The sequence below is a fragment of the Pseudoalteromonas sp. S1610 genome, from assembly GCF_005887465.1.
In the GTDB taxonomy this organism is placed as follows: domain Bacteria; phylum Pseudomonadota; class Gammaproteobacteria; order Enterobacterales; family Alteromonadaceae; genus Pseudoalteromonas; species Pseudoalteromonas undina.
Genome location: NZ_PNDI01000010.1, coordinates 283,982 through 299,903, shown reverse-complemented (window position 1 = coordinate 299,903; position 15,922 = coordinate 283,982). Strand labels below are relative to the sequence as shown.

Here is a 15,922-nt window from a genome sequence, read left to right as displayed (position 1 = left end):
CGCCCAGATTAACTAGCACTAAAAACACAAAGGATCATTATGACAAATAAAATCATTGGTATTGTACTTATTGTTATTGGCGTAGCACTTGGTATGTGGGGTTATGATGTTTACGATTCTGCAGCTTCACAAGTTACTCGTGCATTCAATGGCGAAACCCCAGCAGAAGCATGGCTTGGCTTTATTGGTGGCGCAGTTTGTATTTTAGTAGGCCTTACCCGACTTAAATAGCACACAAAAAAGCCGCCTTTGGAGAGGGCGGCTTGGGTGAACAAACAGCTATGGGTGAGAGCTGTTTTATCAAGAGGCTTACGCTAAAACACTATTAAGCAGCATTTTGCTCTGCATCGGGTGTTTGGCGAATTAAATAGTCAAAAGCTCCTAAGCTAGCAGTTGCTCCGGCGCCCATAGCAATAATAATTTGCTTAAATGGCGTATTGGTCGCATCGCCCGCACCGTATATACCCGGTAACGACGTTGCACCTTTTGCATCAATGAGTATTTCACCAAATTGACTAAGCTCAAGGTCACTCTCTTTTAACCATTCGGTGTTTGGTATCAAACCAATTTGTACAAATATACCGGCTAAAGCTAGCTCCTTACTTTCTCCAGAAACACGATCGGTATAATTCAGGCCTATAACTTTGTTACCATCACCGAGTACTTCAGTAGTTTGTGCATTTTTAATAATAGTAATGTTTTTTAAGCTATTAGCTTTACGAATAAGCACTTCGTCAGCACGTAACGTATCGGCAAATTCAAGCACCGTTACATGCTCAACAATGTTGGCTAAATCAATAGCCGCTTCAATACCTGAGTTACCGCCACCTATTACAGCAACAGGTTTGCCTTTAAATAATGGTCCATCGCAATGCGGGCAGTATGCAACGCCATGGCCTTTATATTGCTGCTCGCCAGGTACGTTCATTTCACGCCAGCGTGCACCGGTTGCTAGCACAAGTGATTTAGCTTGTAATACAGCGCCATTTTCTAAAGTAATATCATAGCCATTACTGCCTTTTTGCAGATTTGCAGCGCGTTGGTTGTGCATTACATCAACATCATATTCTTTAACGTGCTCTTCAAGCTGAGCCACCATTTTTGGCCCTTCGGTTGCTTTTACCGAAATAAAGTTTTCAATGGCCAATGTGTCAGCTACTTGGCCACCAAATCGATCGGCAACCACCCCCGTATTTAGCCCTTTACGTGCAGAATAAATAGCTGCCGAAGCACCTGCTGGCCCACCACCGACGACAAGAACATCAAACACTGATTTTTCATTCAATGCTTTGGCTTGGCGCTGTGCACCTTTGCTATCAACTTTATTTAAAATATCGGTTAGGCTCATTGCCCCTTGGCTAAAAGGTTCTCCGTTTAAGTACACAGCGGGTACAGCCAATATATTTCGTTGCTCTACTTCATCTTGAAACAGAGCACCATCAATCATGGTGGCTTTGATATTGCTATTTGTAGCAGCCATTGTATTGAGCGCTTGAACCACTTGCGGGCAGGTTTGGCAGCTCAAACTAATATACACTTCAAAATTGAGTGTTTGCTCAAGTGTTTGTATTTGTTCAATGTCATCTTTGCTTGCTTTACTAGGGTGACCACCCGTATGTAATAGCGCTAACACTAAACTAGTAAATTCATGACCCATAGGTACCCCTGCAAAGGTAATATGGGTGTTTTTTTGTGGCGAATGCACCACCATTGAAGGTCTGCGTGCCGAAGTATCTGGATTGTTACTCACACTAAACTTATCGCTTAGTGATGCTAAATCATTCGCTAAACTTTCTACTTCTGTTGATTTTTTGCTGTCATCCAAGGCGATAAGCAGCTCAACAGGCTGAGTCAGCGATTCAAAATGGCTTTTTAATTGGTTCTTTATGTTGTTGTCTAACATGGCTTAGCCCCTTAAGGAAAAATAAAACAGCAGAACCCCCATGCCATCAGTGCATGTGCGAATTTTAGAAAAGAGTGATGGCGCGGGAGAGTGCCCAGTGAGCCAAGTAGGCTCACTGGTATTAGAGTTATGTACTACTCTAAGTTTAGTGAAGGTAAGGTTTAAATCTTACCAACTAGGTCTAGTGAAGGTGCTAATGTGTCTTCACCTGGCTGCCAAGATGCAGGACATACTTCACCGTCATGAGTGGCAATGTATTGTGCGGCTTGTACTTTACGAACAAGTTCTTTAGCACTTCGACCAATACCTAAATCATGCGTTTCAACAACTTTGATTTCACCCTCTGGGTTCATTACAAATGTACCGCGAAGCGCTAAACCATCATCTTCAATCATTACACCAAAGTTACGTGTAATGCGTCCTGTTGGGTCGCCAATCATTGGGTAAGTAATTTTACCGATAGTGTCTGACGTGTCATGCCAAGCTTTGTGCGTAAAGTGCGTATCTGTTGATACCGAGTAAACCTCTACGCCCATTTCTTGTAGCTGTGCATAATGATCTGCAAGGTCACCTAATTCAGTTGGGCATACAAATGTGAAATCTGCTGGGTAAAAGAAAAAGATAGACCACTTACCTAATACGTCTTTTTCAGTGAGTTCTACAAAGTCACCATTGTGGTAAGCTGTTGCATTGAAAGGTTGTAATTTTGTGTTAATCAATGAAGTGCTCATAGTATTCCTCATTTATGTTTAGTGTATTTAAAAAAGTTAACGCCTTGTGCGTTGGCTTGATTAATACAATAAGGCCATTGAGAAATTAAATAAAATTGATTGTTTAGATTGAAATAATCGCTTTTTAAGATTACTCAAGCTAATAAGCCACAATAATTGAATGCAAGCTATCTTAAAATTAAAAATACTAGTTACACTGAGCACTAAAGGTAGCCATCAGAAAATGAGATTTTCAAATTCATTTTCAGGTAAAGCTTTGCTAAACAAAAATCCTTGCCCTTCTTCACACTCAAGCGAAATAAGTGTATCGAGCTGTGCTTGAGTTTCAATGCCTTCACCAACAATCTTTAAATTAAGTGAGTGTGCTAAATGGGTGATTGCTTTCACAATATCTAGGCTTTGCTTATCATCAACCATATCTTTAACAAATGACTGGTCAATCTTTAATACATCAACAGGAAATAACTTTAAATACGATAAACTCGAATAGCCCGTTCCAAAGTCATCTATCGCTATGCTCAAACCAAGGTTTGAAAGCCCGTTTAATATCCTACTTGTTTCATCAAAATCACTCATTAAAGCGCTTTCTGTCACTTCTAATTCAAGATAACCACTAGGAAGCTCAGTATCCTCAAGTACTTGTGCTACGCTTTCTATAAATTTAGGATCTGTAAATTGTTTAGCAGCAACATTAACAGCAACTTTAATTGGATGGCCTTTATCTAGCCAGCGTTTAGCCGCTCTGCAGCTTTGTTTTAAAACGCTAAGACCCAACTTATTAATTAAACCAGTCTCTTCAGCTAATGGAATAAAGTGTAACGGCGATATAAAACCGTCTTCCTCATCTCTTAACCTCACTAACGCCTCAGCACCTATGATTAATTTATTTTTTAAACTAAGCTTGGGCTGAAAGTGAACTTCCAACGTGTCTTTTTCAAGTGCATTTCTCAAAAGCTTATCTATATTTTGACGTTGATGAAACTCATGTTCTAAGTCATCTGAAAAATAACAAAATCTATCTCTACCATGCTCTTTGGCTTTATACATTGCTGCATCAGCATGCGACATCATTAATTCGGCAGAATCAGAATCCGTTGGATTAATACTAATTCCCACGCTTATAGTTAAATTAAACTCTCTTCCATCAACACGAAAAGGTTGATGCATTGCATACAAAATATCAGATGCAACAGCATCAACATGACACGGCGATTTAATATCAGGGAGCAACAATACAAATTCATCCCCGCCAACACGGGCCAAGGTCGTATTTAAATCAACAATAGATTCAAGTCGTTTAGCAACCAGTTTTATGATTTGGTCGCCAACATGGTGTCCCTCTGTATCATTTAAATATTTAAAATGATCAATATCAATTAACATTAACGCCACTAAAAAACCATTACGCACAGATACCTGACAAGCATGCGCAACGCGATCATGTAATAAAATTCGATTGGGTAAATCGGTTAATTGGTCATGGTTTGCTAAATGGCTCATCTTAACAGCCATCGCAATCGACTCGCTCACATCATGAAAAACTATAATCGCGCCAATAATATTCCCCTTTTCATCTCTGATGGGGGAAGCAGAATCCTCAACCCGATGAATTCTGCCATTTAAGCTCGTTAATTGGCAATTAAGCGCCATAGCTACTCTTCGCTGCTCTTTTAAAGCAATAGAAATTGGATTAAGGCTTTTGTGCTTTGTGGTTGCATCCCGTAGTTGCATAACCTCTGAAATATGATTACCAACTGCTTCATGCATTACCCAACCGGTCATCATCTCTGCAATCGGGTTCATAAACGTTATTTTTTCGTCTTTGTCTGTTGCTATAACTGCGTCGCCAATCGAGTTGAGCGTTACGCGCAATCTTTCTGATTCAATAGCAAGTAAACGCTGTGAATGTTTTAGTTGTTGCTCTTGTGTTTTTAGTTTTAGATGATTGCCAACGCGCAAGCGGCATACCTTAAGATCAACGGGCTTTTGTATATAGTCAATCCCACCCAACTCTAAAGACAAATGCTCAAACTTACTCTCATTATGGGAGGTAATAAATATTACTGTTACACCACTAGTTTTGGGATCGTTTTTTAAGCGTTTACACACTTCTAACCCGCTAATATCAGGTAATTCAATATCTAATAAAATAATTTCTGGTAAGAACTGCTGTGCTTTTTCAATGGCGCCAAAACCAGTATCGCTACATATAACTTCTGCAATATCTGATAAAGCTCCCTCTAAAATCATTAAACTAGTGGGTTCATCATCAACAATAAGTACTCGTTGCGCAAAGCTTTGATCTACAGTGGTTAACACAATCACTTCCCATAAAAAATTAAACAAACGCAACTAAAGTCTAGCTGAGTTAACCCAAACCTCCACCAATTACCTAAAATATATACTTAAGTATTATATTATTAGCGTCAATCAAAAAGGGTTTGTAGAGTTCTAAATTTGAGATAAATGAATACAAAACAAAACTCTTTATTAAAAGTAAAACTTGATAAATTACCTATAGCCCTCTAAGTTTAGGGTAGCTAAATAATGGCTGGTCTTTAATTGGAGTAGTGGATGCCAATAAATCTTAAGAAAAGGATAATTCGTCAGGTAAGTAATTACACCCTTTTATTCCCAATTTCTTTATCCGCCATAATGACCTTAATTGTTGTAGCCATTATTATTAATGAAGCAAGTTTATCGCGCTCAGTACTTAGCTTTGTAGAGCATGAAATCATAGACAAAAACCAATCTATTAATTCACAAACGCAAGAGGTTATTGAAAACTACCGTCGAGATATTCGTTTTTTACACGCAACCCCTCCAATCAAAGGTTTAGCTAGGGCATCAAATAACAAAGGAGTAGACCCACTAGAAAACACCACCTATGCTCAATGGAAAGCAAGGCTTGAAATTACATTTAAAGCATTTTTAAAAAATAACCCCGATTACGAGCAGCTAAGAATCATCAGTACCAATAAAAAAGGACAAGAACTGGTAAGGGTTGATCGCGTTCAGGGTGCAGTAGAGGTTATAGATTTAAATAGGCTCCAAAATAAAGGCGCGCAAGAGTACTTTACGGCCAGTAGTAACCTCTCGAATGGCGAAATATATATGTCTGAAATTTCGTTAAATAGAGAGTACGGTAAAATAGAGTTTCCTTATCGCCCGATGCTGAGGCTATCTATGCCAATTTTTGATGAAAATCAAAATCGATTTGGCTTTATCATTGTTAACGTAAATGCTAATAACTTATTAAGCCTTTTAAAAAACAGTATTACTACACCATTTCAACTCGCTTTAACTGACAGTAACGGCTATTTCCTATCACACCCAAATAAAGATTTCACCTTTGGTAAAGACCTAAATAGTGATATTAGCATCAATAATAATTACACTTTTAACCCCGTTGCTAATAGCTCATTGTCGCTTATAAAACCAAAAAGCAATGCGCAAACCAGTTATTACACCGCAAGAAAAAAAATCACTTTAGCGCTGGGTGAAAAACAAAACTTTTTATCTAGTCACGTTTTAGCGCCTGTTGAGTATATAAAAAATATTGAAATGGAACGTAGAACAAAGCTTTACGCCTTTTTACTTATTTTGGTTATTGTATTAACTATTATTCTCGCATTTTTCAATCGTAGTCTTCGCAAAAGCCAAGAGCTTGCAAATGCGCGCGCACAATCTGAGGCGATTATAACCGGATCATCTGATGCGGTAATTGGCATTACCAATAACGGTATTGTCTCTAGTTGGAATAACGCCGCAACTCTGATGTTTAAACTTGGAGAGTTAGAAGCTATTGGAAAATCAATTAATGATTTAAAAATAATAGATCAGCTAAATTTTAACGAGATAATTGAAAAGTTCACTGGTGGTACTCGTCAATTTAAGCAAGACGCTAGTATCAGTAACGGCTCTACTAAACGCTACTTTTCACTCTCTTTATCAGCCATTATCGATCAATTTGGAATGTTTATTGGCATAGCAATAATAGCCAGAGATGTAACCAAAGAGCGCACCATTGAGAATGAAATAATAAAAGTAAATCATGAGCTTGAAAATAAAGTAGCTATTCGCACTAAAGAGCTCAAACAAGCCAGTGAAGTAAAAAGCGCGTTTATTTCTAATATAAGCCATGAAATGCGTACTCCACTTAATGGCATAGTGGGTACTTTAAACTTAATAAAAAAAGAGCCTTTAAGTGAAACACAAAAAAACTATTTAGAAATGACCGAAGTAAGTGTGAGTGCTTTATCTGTATTAATAAATGATATTTTGGATTTATCTAAAATAGAAGCCGGTAAACTTGAGTTGAACTTTAAAGAGTTTAATTTAATAAAATTAATCGAAAGCGTTTGTGGCAGTATGGCTGTTAAAGCTCAGGAGAAAGGCCTCGAATTTGTTTTAGATGTTGTGAATTTAAAATGTAAAACGATTACAACTGACCCCCATCGTTTTTCACAAATCCTGACTAACTTAGTAAATAATGCGATTAAATTTACTGAAACTGGGTTTATAAAGGTCACCGCTTATTGCGAGCAAACAAGCAATGATACTGTGACCGTTCACGTAAAAGTTACCGATAGCGGTGTGGGCATTGCACAAGAAAACCAGAACAAATTATTTACCGCCTTTTCCCAAGAAGACAAAAGCGTGGCATCTAAATTTGGTGGAACAGGGCTGGGGCTTTCTATATGCAGACAGCTTTGTAGCCTTCTAGGCGGAGAAATTAGCTTTGAGTCAGAAAAGTCACTAGGTAGTAGTTTTCACATAAAACTAACACTGAGCAACGCTGATACAACTCATTATAGTTTTGCCCCACGATTAAAAAACAAAAGCTTTGCTATTGTTAGTAAAAATAACGAGTTGGCCAACAGCATAAATAATTTAATAGCTGCTTTTTCGGGAAACAGCTTTTCAGCTGAACAATTACAACAATCTCTTGTTTCAGATGATATAAAAAACGTGTCTTTACCTGACTTTATACTTATTGAACAAGACGACACATTGTTAAAACGTTTAGATGAAATGTGGCCAACTATTGCTAATAATCATGTAATTAAAGTTATTTTATTAGCAAATCGCGGTTATCCTCAAATTAAAACAAGACACGTGCAAGCCAGCTTACTTTCTAAACCAATACTTATTTCAGAGTTTTTAAAAGCAGTCGCCGATGAACGCAGCCTTGAAGATAAAATAAGTGCTGGTAGCAGTAATATTAATATTAACAAACGCCGTGAATCAGACTCAGTTAAAACTGATAACTCTGACTTTAAAGGGGCACATGTTCTTATCGTTGATGATAACGAAATAAATATAGAAGTAGCCGCGGGTATATTGTCATGTTTATCTTTAGAGATAGATACCGCGTCAAATGGCCAACAAGCAGTAGAAAAACTTGTTAACTCGGTGGCCAATAATCATCAATACCACTGTGTATTTATGGACTGCCAAATGCCTATATTGAATGGTTATGATGCAGCAAAACAAATAAGAGCTGGTGAAGCAGCGCCTCAAAATATTGATATTCCCATAGTCGCTATGACTGCTAATGCAATGATGGGTGAAAGACAAAAATGCCTAGATGCAGGAATGAGTGATTACATCACTAAACCAATCTCTGCAGAGGTATTAGTTGCAACAGCTACAAAGTGGTTGTCTTCAACTTTTATAAAAGAAGCTCCATTGGAAAATAATCAACTTAACGAATTTAATAAACCAATCCCTGATACTTCAGATAGTCAAAGTTTACCTGATTGGGATAAAGATAACGCGCTATCTCGGTTATTAAATAATGAAGAGCTGCTTATAAAAGTATGCGAATTATACCTTCAAAGTACACCAATGAAGCTAGAAGAACTTGAGGATGCAATAAATAACAATAATTTATCGCAAATATCAAAACTAAGTCATGGCTTGAAAGGCTCATCGGGTGATGTAGGTGCGGCTAACTTGCATAAATTATTTGATGAATTAGAAGTCATGGCCAGTGAAAATGCCATGGGCAGTATGAAGAATAAATTAGAGCTCATTCAAACTAGCTACAAAAAACTCGAATCAACCATTAACAGCTACTTAGAGATACAACCCAGTAGTTAGCATTTTGTGGGTAATAATGAATAAACCACTGAAAATATGTATTGCTAATTAAAGTTAAAAGCGCCTAAAGGCGCTTTTAATTTTTGAGTGTATTGCTAACCAATACCACCAAAAAATATAAAAGCAGATAGGATATTTATTCTTACTCGCTATACTGGTCAATTATAACTTTTAAACTATTGAATTCTATAGGCTTGTTTATAGTGTTAGTTATACCCGCTGCCACGTACTCAGGCTCGTCTTTTTCAGTGATGTTTGCAGTAACGGCAATAATGGGCACATCGTGGTAATTGGCTAGTTCCCTAATATATTTAGTTGCCAAAAGCCCGCCCATTACCGGCATTTGAATATCCATCATAATTAAATCAAATTGTTGTTTAGTACATAGCTCAAGCGCTATTTCACCATTATCTGCCACGGTAATATGTTTAATACCCATTGCTTTTAAAAAGCTTTCTAGCACGATTTGATTTACCGGATTATCTTCGGCAATTAATATTCGCACATCTTTATTTTTAATAGTTACATCGGGTAATTGTGCTTGTTGTTTTACGCTTTTATTTGCAATGGGAATATTAAGCCTTAGCTGAAAATAAAATCTCGAACCCTTATCCAATTCACTTTCTACTTGTAAATTACTGCCCATTAAGTTTAATATTTTACTAGAAATAGTCAATCCAAGTCCTGTACCACCAAAACGACGTGTTGTTGAAGTGTCTGCTTGGGTAAAAGCATCAAATAACGTTTTTATACTGTGTTGTGAAATACCTATACCACTATCGATAACGCTAAATAGTAACACCACCTCATTGTTATTTTTCTCTTTTAGATCAACAGACAAGGTTACTGTTCCAAGCTCTGTAAACTTAAATGCATTCCCCAATAAGTTCATTAGCACTTGTTTTAAACGGGTTTCGTCGCCTTGTACCAAATCAACAGAATCTACTTTTTCTTTTACTATTTTAAACTCTATATTTTTATGGTCGGCTTGCGATTTAAAGATTTGTTCCAGCTCATACAATAAAGCACTTAATTTAAACTCTCTATTTTCTAGTAGCATTTTATCGGCATCAAGCTTACTTAAATCAAGAATGTCATTAAGAATAACCAATAAACTGTTACCTGAAGAGCTAATAACCTCAATCATGCGTTTTTGTTTAGCATCAAGCTCTGTATTACTCACTAGCTGTACCATGCCTAAAATACCGTTCATGGGAGTGCGTATTTCATGGCTCATATTAGCTAAAAACTCAGATTTGATTCGGGATGTTTCTTCTGCCGCTTTTTTTGCTTCAACTAGGCGCTCGTTTAGCACTCTAAATTTATTTGCTGCTTGGGCTAAAAACCCTATTTCGTCTTCTCGGTTAATATCAGCTATGTTTGCTGAGAAATCACCATTTAAAAATGATCTAAAACTAACGGTGAGTCTGTTAATCGCTTTAATAATATGAAAGTGAAAAAATAAAGCAAAAAGAATAAACAAGGTAACAGACAAAAATAACGACACTTGAATAACAGTTTGCGCGGCATTAATGCTCTCTTGACTGGTTTGCGAAATATCACTAAGCAACAACAATGCATCTTCTTGCAATTTTTTGGCAAGTGCTGAAAATTCAACCGAATCACCGGCAATAACAATATTGCTTAAGGTTAAATAATTTCTATTAGCTTGAATGGCCTGAGCAAATAAAGACTCGAATTTAGTTGTTAAACTATTTAGTTGCTCGACCTTGTTTTGGCCAATCATTTTGTTTGTAGCGCCACTGTTGGTTAATTGTTTAATTAATTTTAGCCGCTGTTTTACTTGGCTACGTTTGGCGTAATCACGTTGAGTTAAAAACAGGATTGAATTGCGATACAGATGATGCCAATGATCCTTTAGCTGAAACAATAATAAGTCCTTGTCCAGCCTGGCCGTTTCTCCATCCCTACTTGCTAAGGTAGTTAATGCTAATTCGTAGGTATTTGGTAGCTGTTGCTCAATAATTTTAGACTTTTCATCATATCGTTTTTTAAGACTATTGATACTTTTGCCATAATTTAAAACCAGTGATTGCATGGCGTTTAATGAGTTTTTAATCTCGGGTTGCTGAATTCGCTGCTGCGCTTCAATTAACCGCGCTTGAATACTTTGATGAGTACTTTTTATTTTATCAAAAATAACCTCGCTACCCGACACACCATAAACCGAAATATCTCGCTGAATCTGTAAAATATCTTTGTTAATTTCAAATACAACAACTGACAGCCCATTAATATTCAATACATTTTTACTGGCTTGTTCTATTTTATCGGTTCGCTCATTAATAACAACGTAAACTATTATTTGTATTAAAATAAAAATAGCCAACGAAGATAATACTTTAATAGATAAAGAACCAATTAACTGTTTCAGCATTCAATTCCCTTATGCGTTTAGTAGTTCAAACCATTTATCTAAACTGTAATCGTAGTTATCCATCACTGTATTCCACACCGCAATATTAGAAAAGCGCTTTTCATAGCTGCCGCCATCGCGAATTTGCCCTGGCATAATTATATTTTTGCCATCGGTACCCGCTAGTGGTTGAGTCGCTTCTTTGCCATCGTACCAATAATCCCATTCGGGGGGGGTAATTATTTCTTTACTACGTTCTGGATTAGAAATGTAATAACCCTGCTTTGAAATAAATGCACCAGGCCAGCCCGATAACCACCAGTTCATATATTCATAAGCGGCGTCTTTTACGTGCCCTACCGTATTAGCAGAGAGACACATTACCCCATGCCATGCTCGATACCCTTCTTTAGGAGATGCATTAACAACGGGTAAACCTTGGGCTCTACATGCAGTCACCCCCGGTGAAAATATGCTTTGAATATGCACGCGCTTTTTAAGCATAAACTCAACAGATTGTGGCACCGATGTCCAAAACCCAGAAAAATGCCCTGCTTGCTTTTTATTAATTAAAATTGCAAACAGTTTGTCTATTTCTGCAACACTCATATTGGCAATATTATTAAATGTCATCAGCCCTTGAGCCTGGGCTGCCAATGCGGCATCGAAAATACCTATGGTGGGGGCATTTACCAAACCTACATGACCTTTGTTACTCTCCTCAAGCAACCAGCCCCATGACTCAGTCTCGTAAGCCACACCCTTAGGTATAAAATTAGTGTTATAGCCAAATGAATCCACATTGTGAACATAAGGCATAAAACTTATTTTATCAGTTGCTTGGCTTCCAAGTGAGCCATCTTGTTGAACATATAAAATTTTGTTGGGCGCATCACCTGCGCCCAATTTTGCTGTGGGAACTAACTTACCGGTTTTGGTTAGTGGGTTTATTTCCTGCCAATATTTTAGTCTTTCTACTTCAATTGGTTGAATAGCATTGGCTTGCCACAATATATTAATTGAGTCAGACCATTGTTCATATAAATCAAATGAAGAGGGATCAGCTGCTGCTTTTTGTAAAACGGCCGCACTCCCCATAGGGGTAAATTCAATATTAATACCGAGCTCTTGCATGGCGCGGACTCTAAGCTCTTCTTGTAAAGTTACATGCGTTCCCATGACTCTAAGCGTAACCGGTTTTTTTGCAAACACATACGGCGCTTTAAATGCGACAGCAGAGGTCGCAGCACCGACCGCTAGCGTACTTAAAAATTTACGTCGAGTGACATTGTTAGCCATACTAATCATCCATTTAGTGATTCCCACAATCAGTATAGGTAATAATCGAATAATCACTAACTTAGCGCTTCAAAAAACACTATTTTAATTAAAATGAGTGATCGTCATAAATAACATGGTCGTTTAATCATTGTATAAATTTTATAAGATAACTCTATCTATCCTTGTTACACTAGCAGTGTTGAAATACCTACTCGATTAAGGCGCTTACCCATGAAAAAATTTGTTAATCACATTCAACTAGGCTATTTGGGCTTGCTGCCGTTTTTAGGCTGTGTGGGTTGGCCACTTATGTTTGGCAGTAACAGTGTTAATTTAGAGTTTTTTAGTTTTTACAGCATCGCTATTTTAGCGTTTATGGCAGGTAGTTTATGGCATGCAGGGCAACAAAGCTTTGCCGATGCCATTAAAGCTGTGCTGCCGGTCATTCCTATTCCGTTTTTATCATTTTTGCCGATTGAGTGGATGCTTGCGTGGTTAGGCGCGAGTTTTTGGTTGGTTCTGATTTTCGAAAAAGCGTCGATTCATTGGCAGGGTTACCACAAAGATTACCAAAAAATGCGCTTTGTGCTCACATCTGTGGTGTTTGTGTGTCATATCTTAATTATTGGTATGAGTATTTACCCTAAATAACACGCCATTACTTAACCATTGGTCTGTAATAGGGTAACATCCGCGCACTGTATTGAGAGGACACCCCATGATAGACCAATTGCGCCAACAGCTTACTGACCTTGGTGAGAATTTTGTAGAAAAAAACGCCGCTTTTAAAATAAAAGTGATCCCTTTTTTTTGTGCCATTAGCATAAAAAAAGATCATAAAAGCGAAGGTCGTCTTTCTTTTTATTCAAATCAACTCATTGAAATACTAATGGTTGTGTTGTTTGTATTGTTTGGCTTATCTATATTTGATCCTGACGCAGGATTTACCCATGGTCCTATCCACATTGTTTTTGCTATTTTGATTACCTTTAACCTAATTTTAAAACAGGTTGCTATTGAGGGTTTAAAAACACGTTTAGCTATGTACAGGTTGCATCAAGCACCTCAGCAAAATGATGAGCCCGAAAAACCAAACACATCTTCACGCTAATATGTATTTAAATCCAAACTGGAACATACTTACGGTAGGTGATGGCGATTTATCGTTTTCAAATGCGCTTTATCGTCATATTAAGCCAAAAAAGTTAGTGGCATCCACTTACGACGACCAATCAACTATTGAGCAAAAGTACCCAGACAATGCGCTCAATGCTTTAAAGTCGCAAAAGGTAGAAGTACTTAATAGCTTTGATGTAACCAACCCACAATGTTGGCAAACGCTCGGCCAGCATTTACATAGTTTTGATGTGGTTATTTTTCAATTTCCGCTTATTCCTGCGTTTGTTGGTCGCGATGCATTTGAACACAATACACGCCATACCAGCATGAACGTACTTAACCGCGCATTACTGCATCAATTTATAAAATACGCCAATGAGTTTGCTTTAAATACACAAGGTGCAGGGCTATGTTTCATCACTTCAAAAGATGTTAAACCTTATCGAGAATGGAATATTGAAGGCAGTTTAAATACCCATTTAAACGCACAATATCAGGGACAAATGCCATTTGATATTAGTCTCTTTAATGGTTATAAAATTCGCAATGTTGACCGTGATAAACACGTTAAAGACACCAGCGGCATTACCTATGTATTTAGTGAAAAACCCTTACCTGAACTAGCTAGCTTGTTAACTTTGCCTGCTTACTTATCCGATAATTATTGCTCGCTATGTCGTGTAGGGCCGTTTTTAGCTGACGAGGATAAAAGCAAGCATTTTGCTGCTAAAAAACACCTGCAAATGATCAAACTAGAGCAAGACTGGCAGCAATGGTTAACAGCGTTTTATAAGTCAAGCTAGCTTAATTAAGTCAGCTGCTTTTTCGGCAATGGCTATCACACCGGCATTGGTGTTGCCGGTAATTATATGCGGCATAATTGAGGCATCAACCACACGCAAATTTTTCACGCCATGTACTTGTAGTTGGCTATTCACTACCGCCATGGCATCTTGCCCCATTTTACAAGTGCCTACAGGGTGATATTCAGTCTCGGCCGTTTGCCTAATATACTCAATAAGCTGCTCATTATTGTTAATATCTAGCGGGTAAACCATATTACCTCTAATTACATCAAATGCTTCACTTTGCATAATCTGCAGTGTTTTTTTAAGCCCCGCTAACATCACGTTTAAATCATCGGGGTGGCTTAAATAATTAGGATCAATAAGTGGAGCACTCAAGGGGTTAGCATCGGCTAATCGAATCATGCCACGGCTTTTAGGTTGCATAATACTACAGTGAATACTATAACCATGGCCTAGGTGCAGTTTACGGCTATGGTCATCCACCAGCCCAATTACAAATTCAAGCTGTACGTCGGGTACTTTTGAATCGGAAAATAGCTTTATAAAGGCATGTGATTCTGCAAAATTACTAGTAAGCTGCCCTTCACGTTTTACAAACCAATCAACGCATCCTTTTGCAATATTAAACGCCCCACCCGCACTTATACCAAATGTGCCTTTACTGTATTTAGCTTTATACAATGGCACAACGGTTAAGTGGTCATGAAGGTTCTCTCCAACACCAGAAAGCTCGTTTACTATTTCAATATTATGCTGCTTTAGTTGCTCTTTAGGGCCAACTCCCGATAGCATTAAAATTTGCGGTGAGTTAATTGCGCCAGCGCTTAAAACCACCTCTTTTTTTGCATGCAATACAACGGCCTTATTGTTTATAGAAACAGAGACTCCGGTTGCGGTTTTATCGCAAAAAAGTACTTTATTAACGTGTACTTTGCTAAGCACAGTTAGGTTTTTTCGATTTAAATGGGGGGTTATATACGCTTTTGCCGCGCTACAACGCTCCCCTTGATATTGAGTCACTTGCGATAACCTGGCTCCCACTTGCTGCCCTGCGTTTATATCGCCATTGTGCGGTACACCTTGTTGTTCGCAGGCGTTTAAAAACAGCTGATTTACAGGGCTTGGCAGGCTTAAATCCTGCACATGTAAAGGGCCATTAACCCCGTGTACATCACTTTCAGTAAAGGTTTTATTATTTTCAGCTTTAATGAAATAAGGCAATAAACTCTCATAATCCCAGCCCTCATTGCACAGTGCAGCCCAACTATTATAGTCGTGCTTATTACCCCGAATATAAACCATAGCATTAATGGAGCTTGAACCGCCAAGCACTTTGCCACGAGGCATAAATCCGCAGCGGTTATTAAGTTCTTTTTGAGGTACCGTATTGTAATGCCAGCTATTAATGCCATAAGGCACACTAGCAGCAACCCCTGCAGGCATTTGAACCATTGCACCTTTATCACTGCCGCCCGCTTCAATTAAGCACACACTCACATTTTTATTTTCAGATAATCGCGATGCAATAACGCAGCCTGCACTGCCTGCGCCAACAACAATGTAATCAAATGTAGTGGTATGCATAATTATTCTCCAA

Annotated in this window: 11 protein-coding genes; 5 read left to right on the top strand and 6 right to left on the bottom strand. The window is 38.0% G+C overall.

Annotated features, from left to right (window positions below; genetic code table 11):
- The first annotated feature begins 39 nt into the window (after nt 1-39).
- Nucleotides 40-231 carry a DUF3185 family protein gene (locus CWB77_RS06030; RefSeq protein WP_138621833.1) on the top strand — a complete coding sequence of 64 codons (192 nt, stop codon included), beginning with the start codon at nt 40-42 and terminating at the stop codon, nt 229-231.
- Between the two features lie 94 nt (nt 232-325).
- On the opposite strand, the gene ahpF is transcribed toward CWB77_RS06030, so the two are convergent.
- From ahpF to CWB77_RS06015, 3 genes are all read right to left on the bottom strand, one after another.
- Entirely contained in the window at nt 326-1,903 is a 1,578-nt protein-coding gene (gene ahpF / locus CWB77_RS06025; protein WP_138621831.1) for an alkyl hydroperoxide reductase subunit F, read from the bottom strand.
- Between the two features lie 161 nt (nt 1,904-2,064).
- Nucleotides 2,065-2,634, bottom strand: a complete 570-nt coding sequence (gene ahpC, locus CWB77_RS06020; RefSeq protein ID WP_008115650.1) for an alkyl hydroperoxide reductase subunit C — start codon at nt 2,632-2,634, stop codon at nt 2,065-2,067.
- 216 nt (nt 2,635-2,850) lie between these two features.
- Nucleotides 2,851-4,953 carry a two-component system response regulator gene (locus CWB77_RS06015; protein WP_138621829.1) on the bottom strand — a complete coding sequence of 701 codons (2,103 nt, stop codon included), beginning with the start codon at nt 4,951-4,953 and terminating at the stop codon, nt 2,851-2,853.
- A 255-nt stretch (nt 4,954-5,208) separates the two neighbouring features.
- Here CWB77_RS06015 and CWB77_RS06010 point away from each other — a divergent pair, with 255 nt between their 5' ends.
- Complete coding sequence (locus tag CWB77_RS06010; RefSeq protein WP_138621827.1) at nt 5,209-8,739, top strand: ATP-binding protein; 3,531 nt, start codon at nt 5,209-5,211, stop codon at nt 8,737-8,739.
- A 142-nt stretch (nt 8,740-8,881) separates the two neighbouring features.
- Here the strand turns inward: CWB77_RS06010 and CWB77_RS06005 are convergent, their stop codons facing one another.
- Both CWB77_RS06005 and CWB77_RS06000 read right to left on the bottom strand, forming a co-directional pair.
- Entirely contained in the window at nt 8,882-11,137 is a 2,256-nt protein-coding gene (locus CWB77_RS06005; RefSeq protein ID WP_138621825.1) for an ATP-binding protein, read from the bottom strand.
- Between the two features lie 9 nt (nt 11,138-11,146).
- Nucleotides 11,147-12,415 carry an ABC transporter substrate-binding protein gene (locus tag CWB77_RS06000; protein WP_138621823.1) on the bottom strand — a complete coding sequence of 423 codons (1,269 nt, stop codon included), beginning with the start codon at nt 12,413-12,415 and terminating at the stop codon, nt 11,147-11,149.
- 213 nt (nt 12,416-12,628) lie between these two features.
- Between CWB77_RS06000 and CWB77_RS05995 the strand changes: the two genes are divergently transcribed.
- The 3 genes from CWB77_RS05995 to CWB77_RS05985 all read left to right on the top strand — a co-directional run bounded on the left by CWB77_RS05995 (nt 12,629) and on the right by CWB77_RS05985 (nt 14,319).
- Nucleotides 12,629-13,048, top strand: a complete 420-nt coding sequence (locus CWB77_RS05995) for a DUF3429 domain-containing protein (protein ID WP_138621821.1) — start codon at nt 12,629-12,631, stop codon at nt 13,046-13,048.
- A gap of 67 nt (nt 13,049-13,115) precedes the next feature.
- Nucleotides 13,116-13,508, top strand: coding sequence for a hypothetical protein (locus CWB77_RS05990; RefSeq protein WP_010389232.1), 393 nt, complete (start codon nt 13,116-13,118; stop codon nt 13,506-13,508).
- Nucleotide 13,509: 1 nt separating this feature from the next.
- Nucleotides 13,510-14,319, top strand: coding sequence for a class I SAM-dependent methyltransferase (locus CWB77_RS05985; RefSeq protein WP_138621919.1), 810 nt, complete (start codon nt 13,510-13,512; stop codon nt 14,317-14,319).
- Here the strand turns inward: CWB77_RS05985 and CWB77_RS05980 are convergent.
- Nucleotides 14,311-15,909 (bottom strand): GMC family oxidoreductase, encoded by a 1,599-nt coding sequence (locus tag CWB77_RS05980; protein WP_138621819.1) that lies wholly within the window; start codon nt 15,907-15,909, stop codon nt 14,311-14,313. The two genes, CWB77_RS05985 and CWB77_RS05980, sit on opposite strands and share 9 nt — an antisense overlap.
- Nucleotides 15,910-15,922 lie beyond the last annotated feature (13 nt).

What these genes read in the sequence shown, in the direction of transcription:
- CWB77_RS06030 (WP_138621833.1), top strand. Translation starts at nt 40, where the DNA reads ATGACAAATAAAATCATTGGTATTGTACTTATTGTTATTGGCGTAGCA.
- ahpF (WP_138621831.1), bottom strand. Translation starts at nt 1,903, where the DNA reads ATGTTAGACAACAACATAAAGAACCAATTAAAAAGCCATTTTGAATCG.
- ahpC (WP_008115650.1), bottom strand. Translation starts at nt 2,634, where the DNA reads ATGAGCACTTCATTGATTAACACAAAATTACAACCTTTCAATGCAACA.
- CWB77_RS06010 (WP_138621827.1), top strand. Translation starts at nt 5,209, where the DNA reads ATGCCAATAAATCTTAAGAAAAGGATAATTCGTCAGGTAAGTAATTAC.
- CWB77_RS06005 (WP_138621825.1), bottom strand. Translation starts at nt 11,137, where the DNA reads ATGCTGAAACAGTTAATTGGTTCTTTATCTATTAAAGTATTATCTTCG.
- CWB77_RS06000 (WP_138621823.1), bottom strand. Translation starts at nt 12,415, where the DNA reads ATGGCTAACAATGTCACTCGACGTAAATTTTTAAGTACGCTAGCGGTC.
- CWB77_RS05995 (WP_138621821.1), top strand. Translation starts at nt 12,629, where the DNA reads ATGAAAAAATTTGTTAATCACATTCAACTAGGCTATTTGGGCTTGCTG.
- CWB77_RS05990 (WP_010389232.1), top strand. Translation starts at nt 13,116, where the DNA reads ATGATAGACCAATTGCGCCAACAGCTTACTGACCTTGGTGAGAATTTT.
- CWB77_RS05985 (WP_138621919.1), top strand. Translation starts at nt 13,510, where the DNA reads ATGTATTTAAATCCAAACTGGAACATACTTACGGTAGGTGATGGCGAT.
- CWB77_RS05980 (WP_138621819.1), bottom strand. Translation starts at nt 15,909, where the DNA reads ATGCATACCACTACATTTGATTACATTGTTGTTGGCGCAGGCAGTGCA.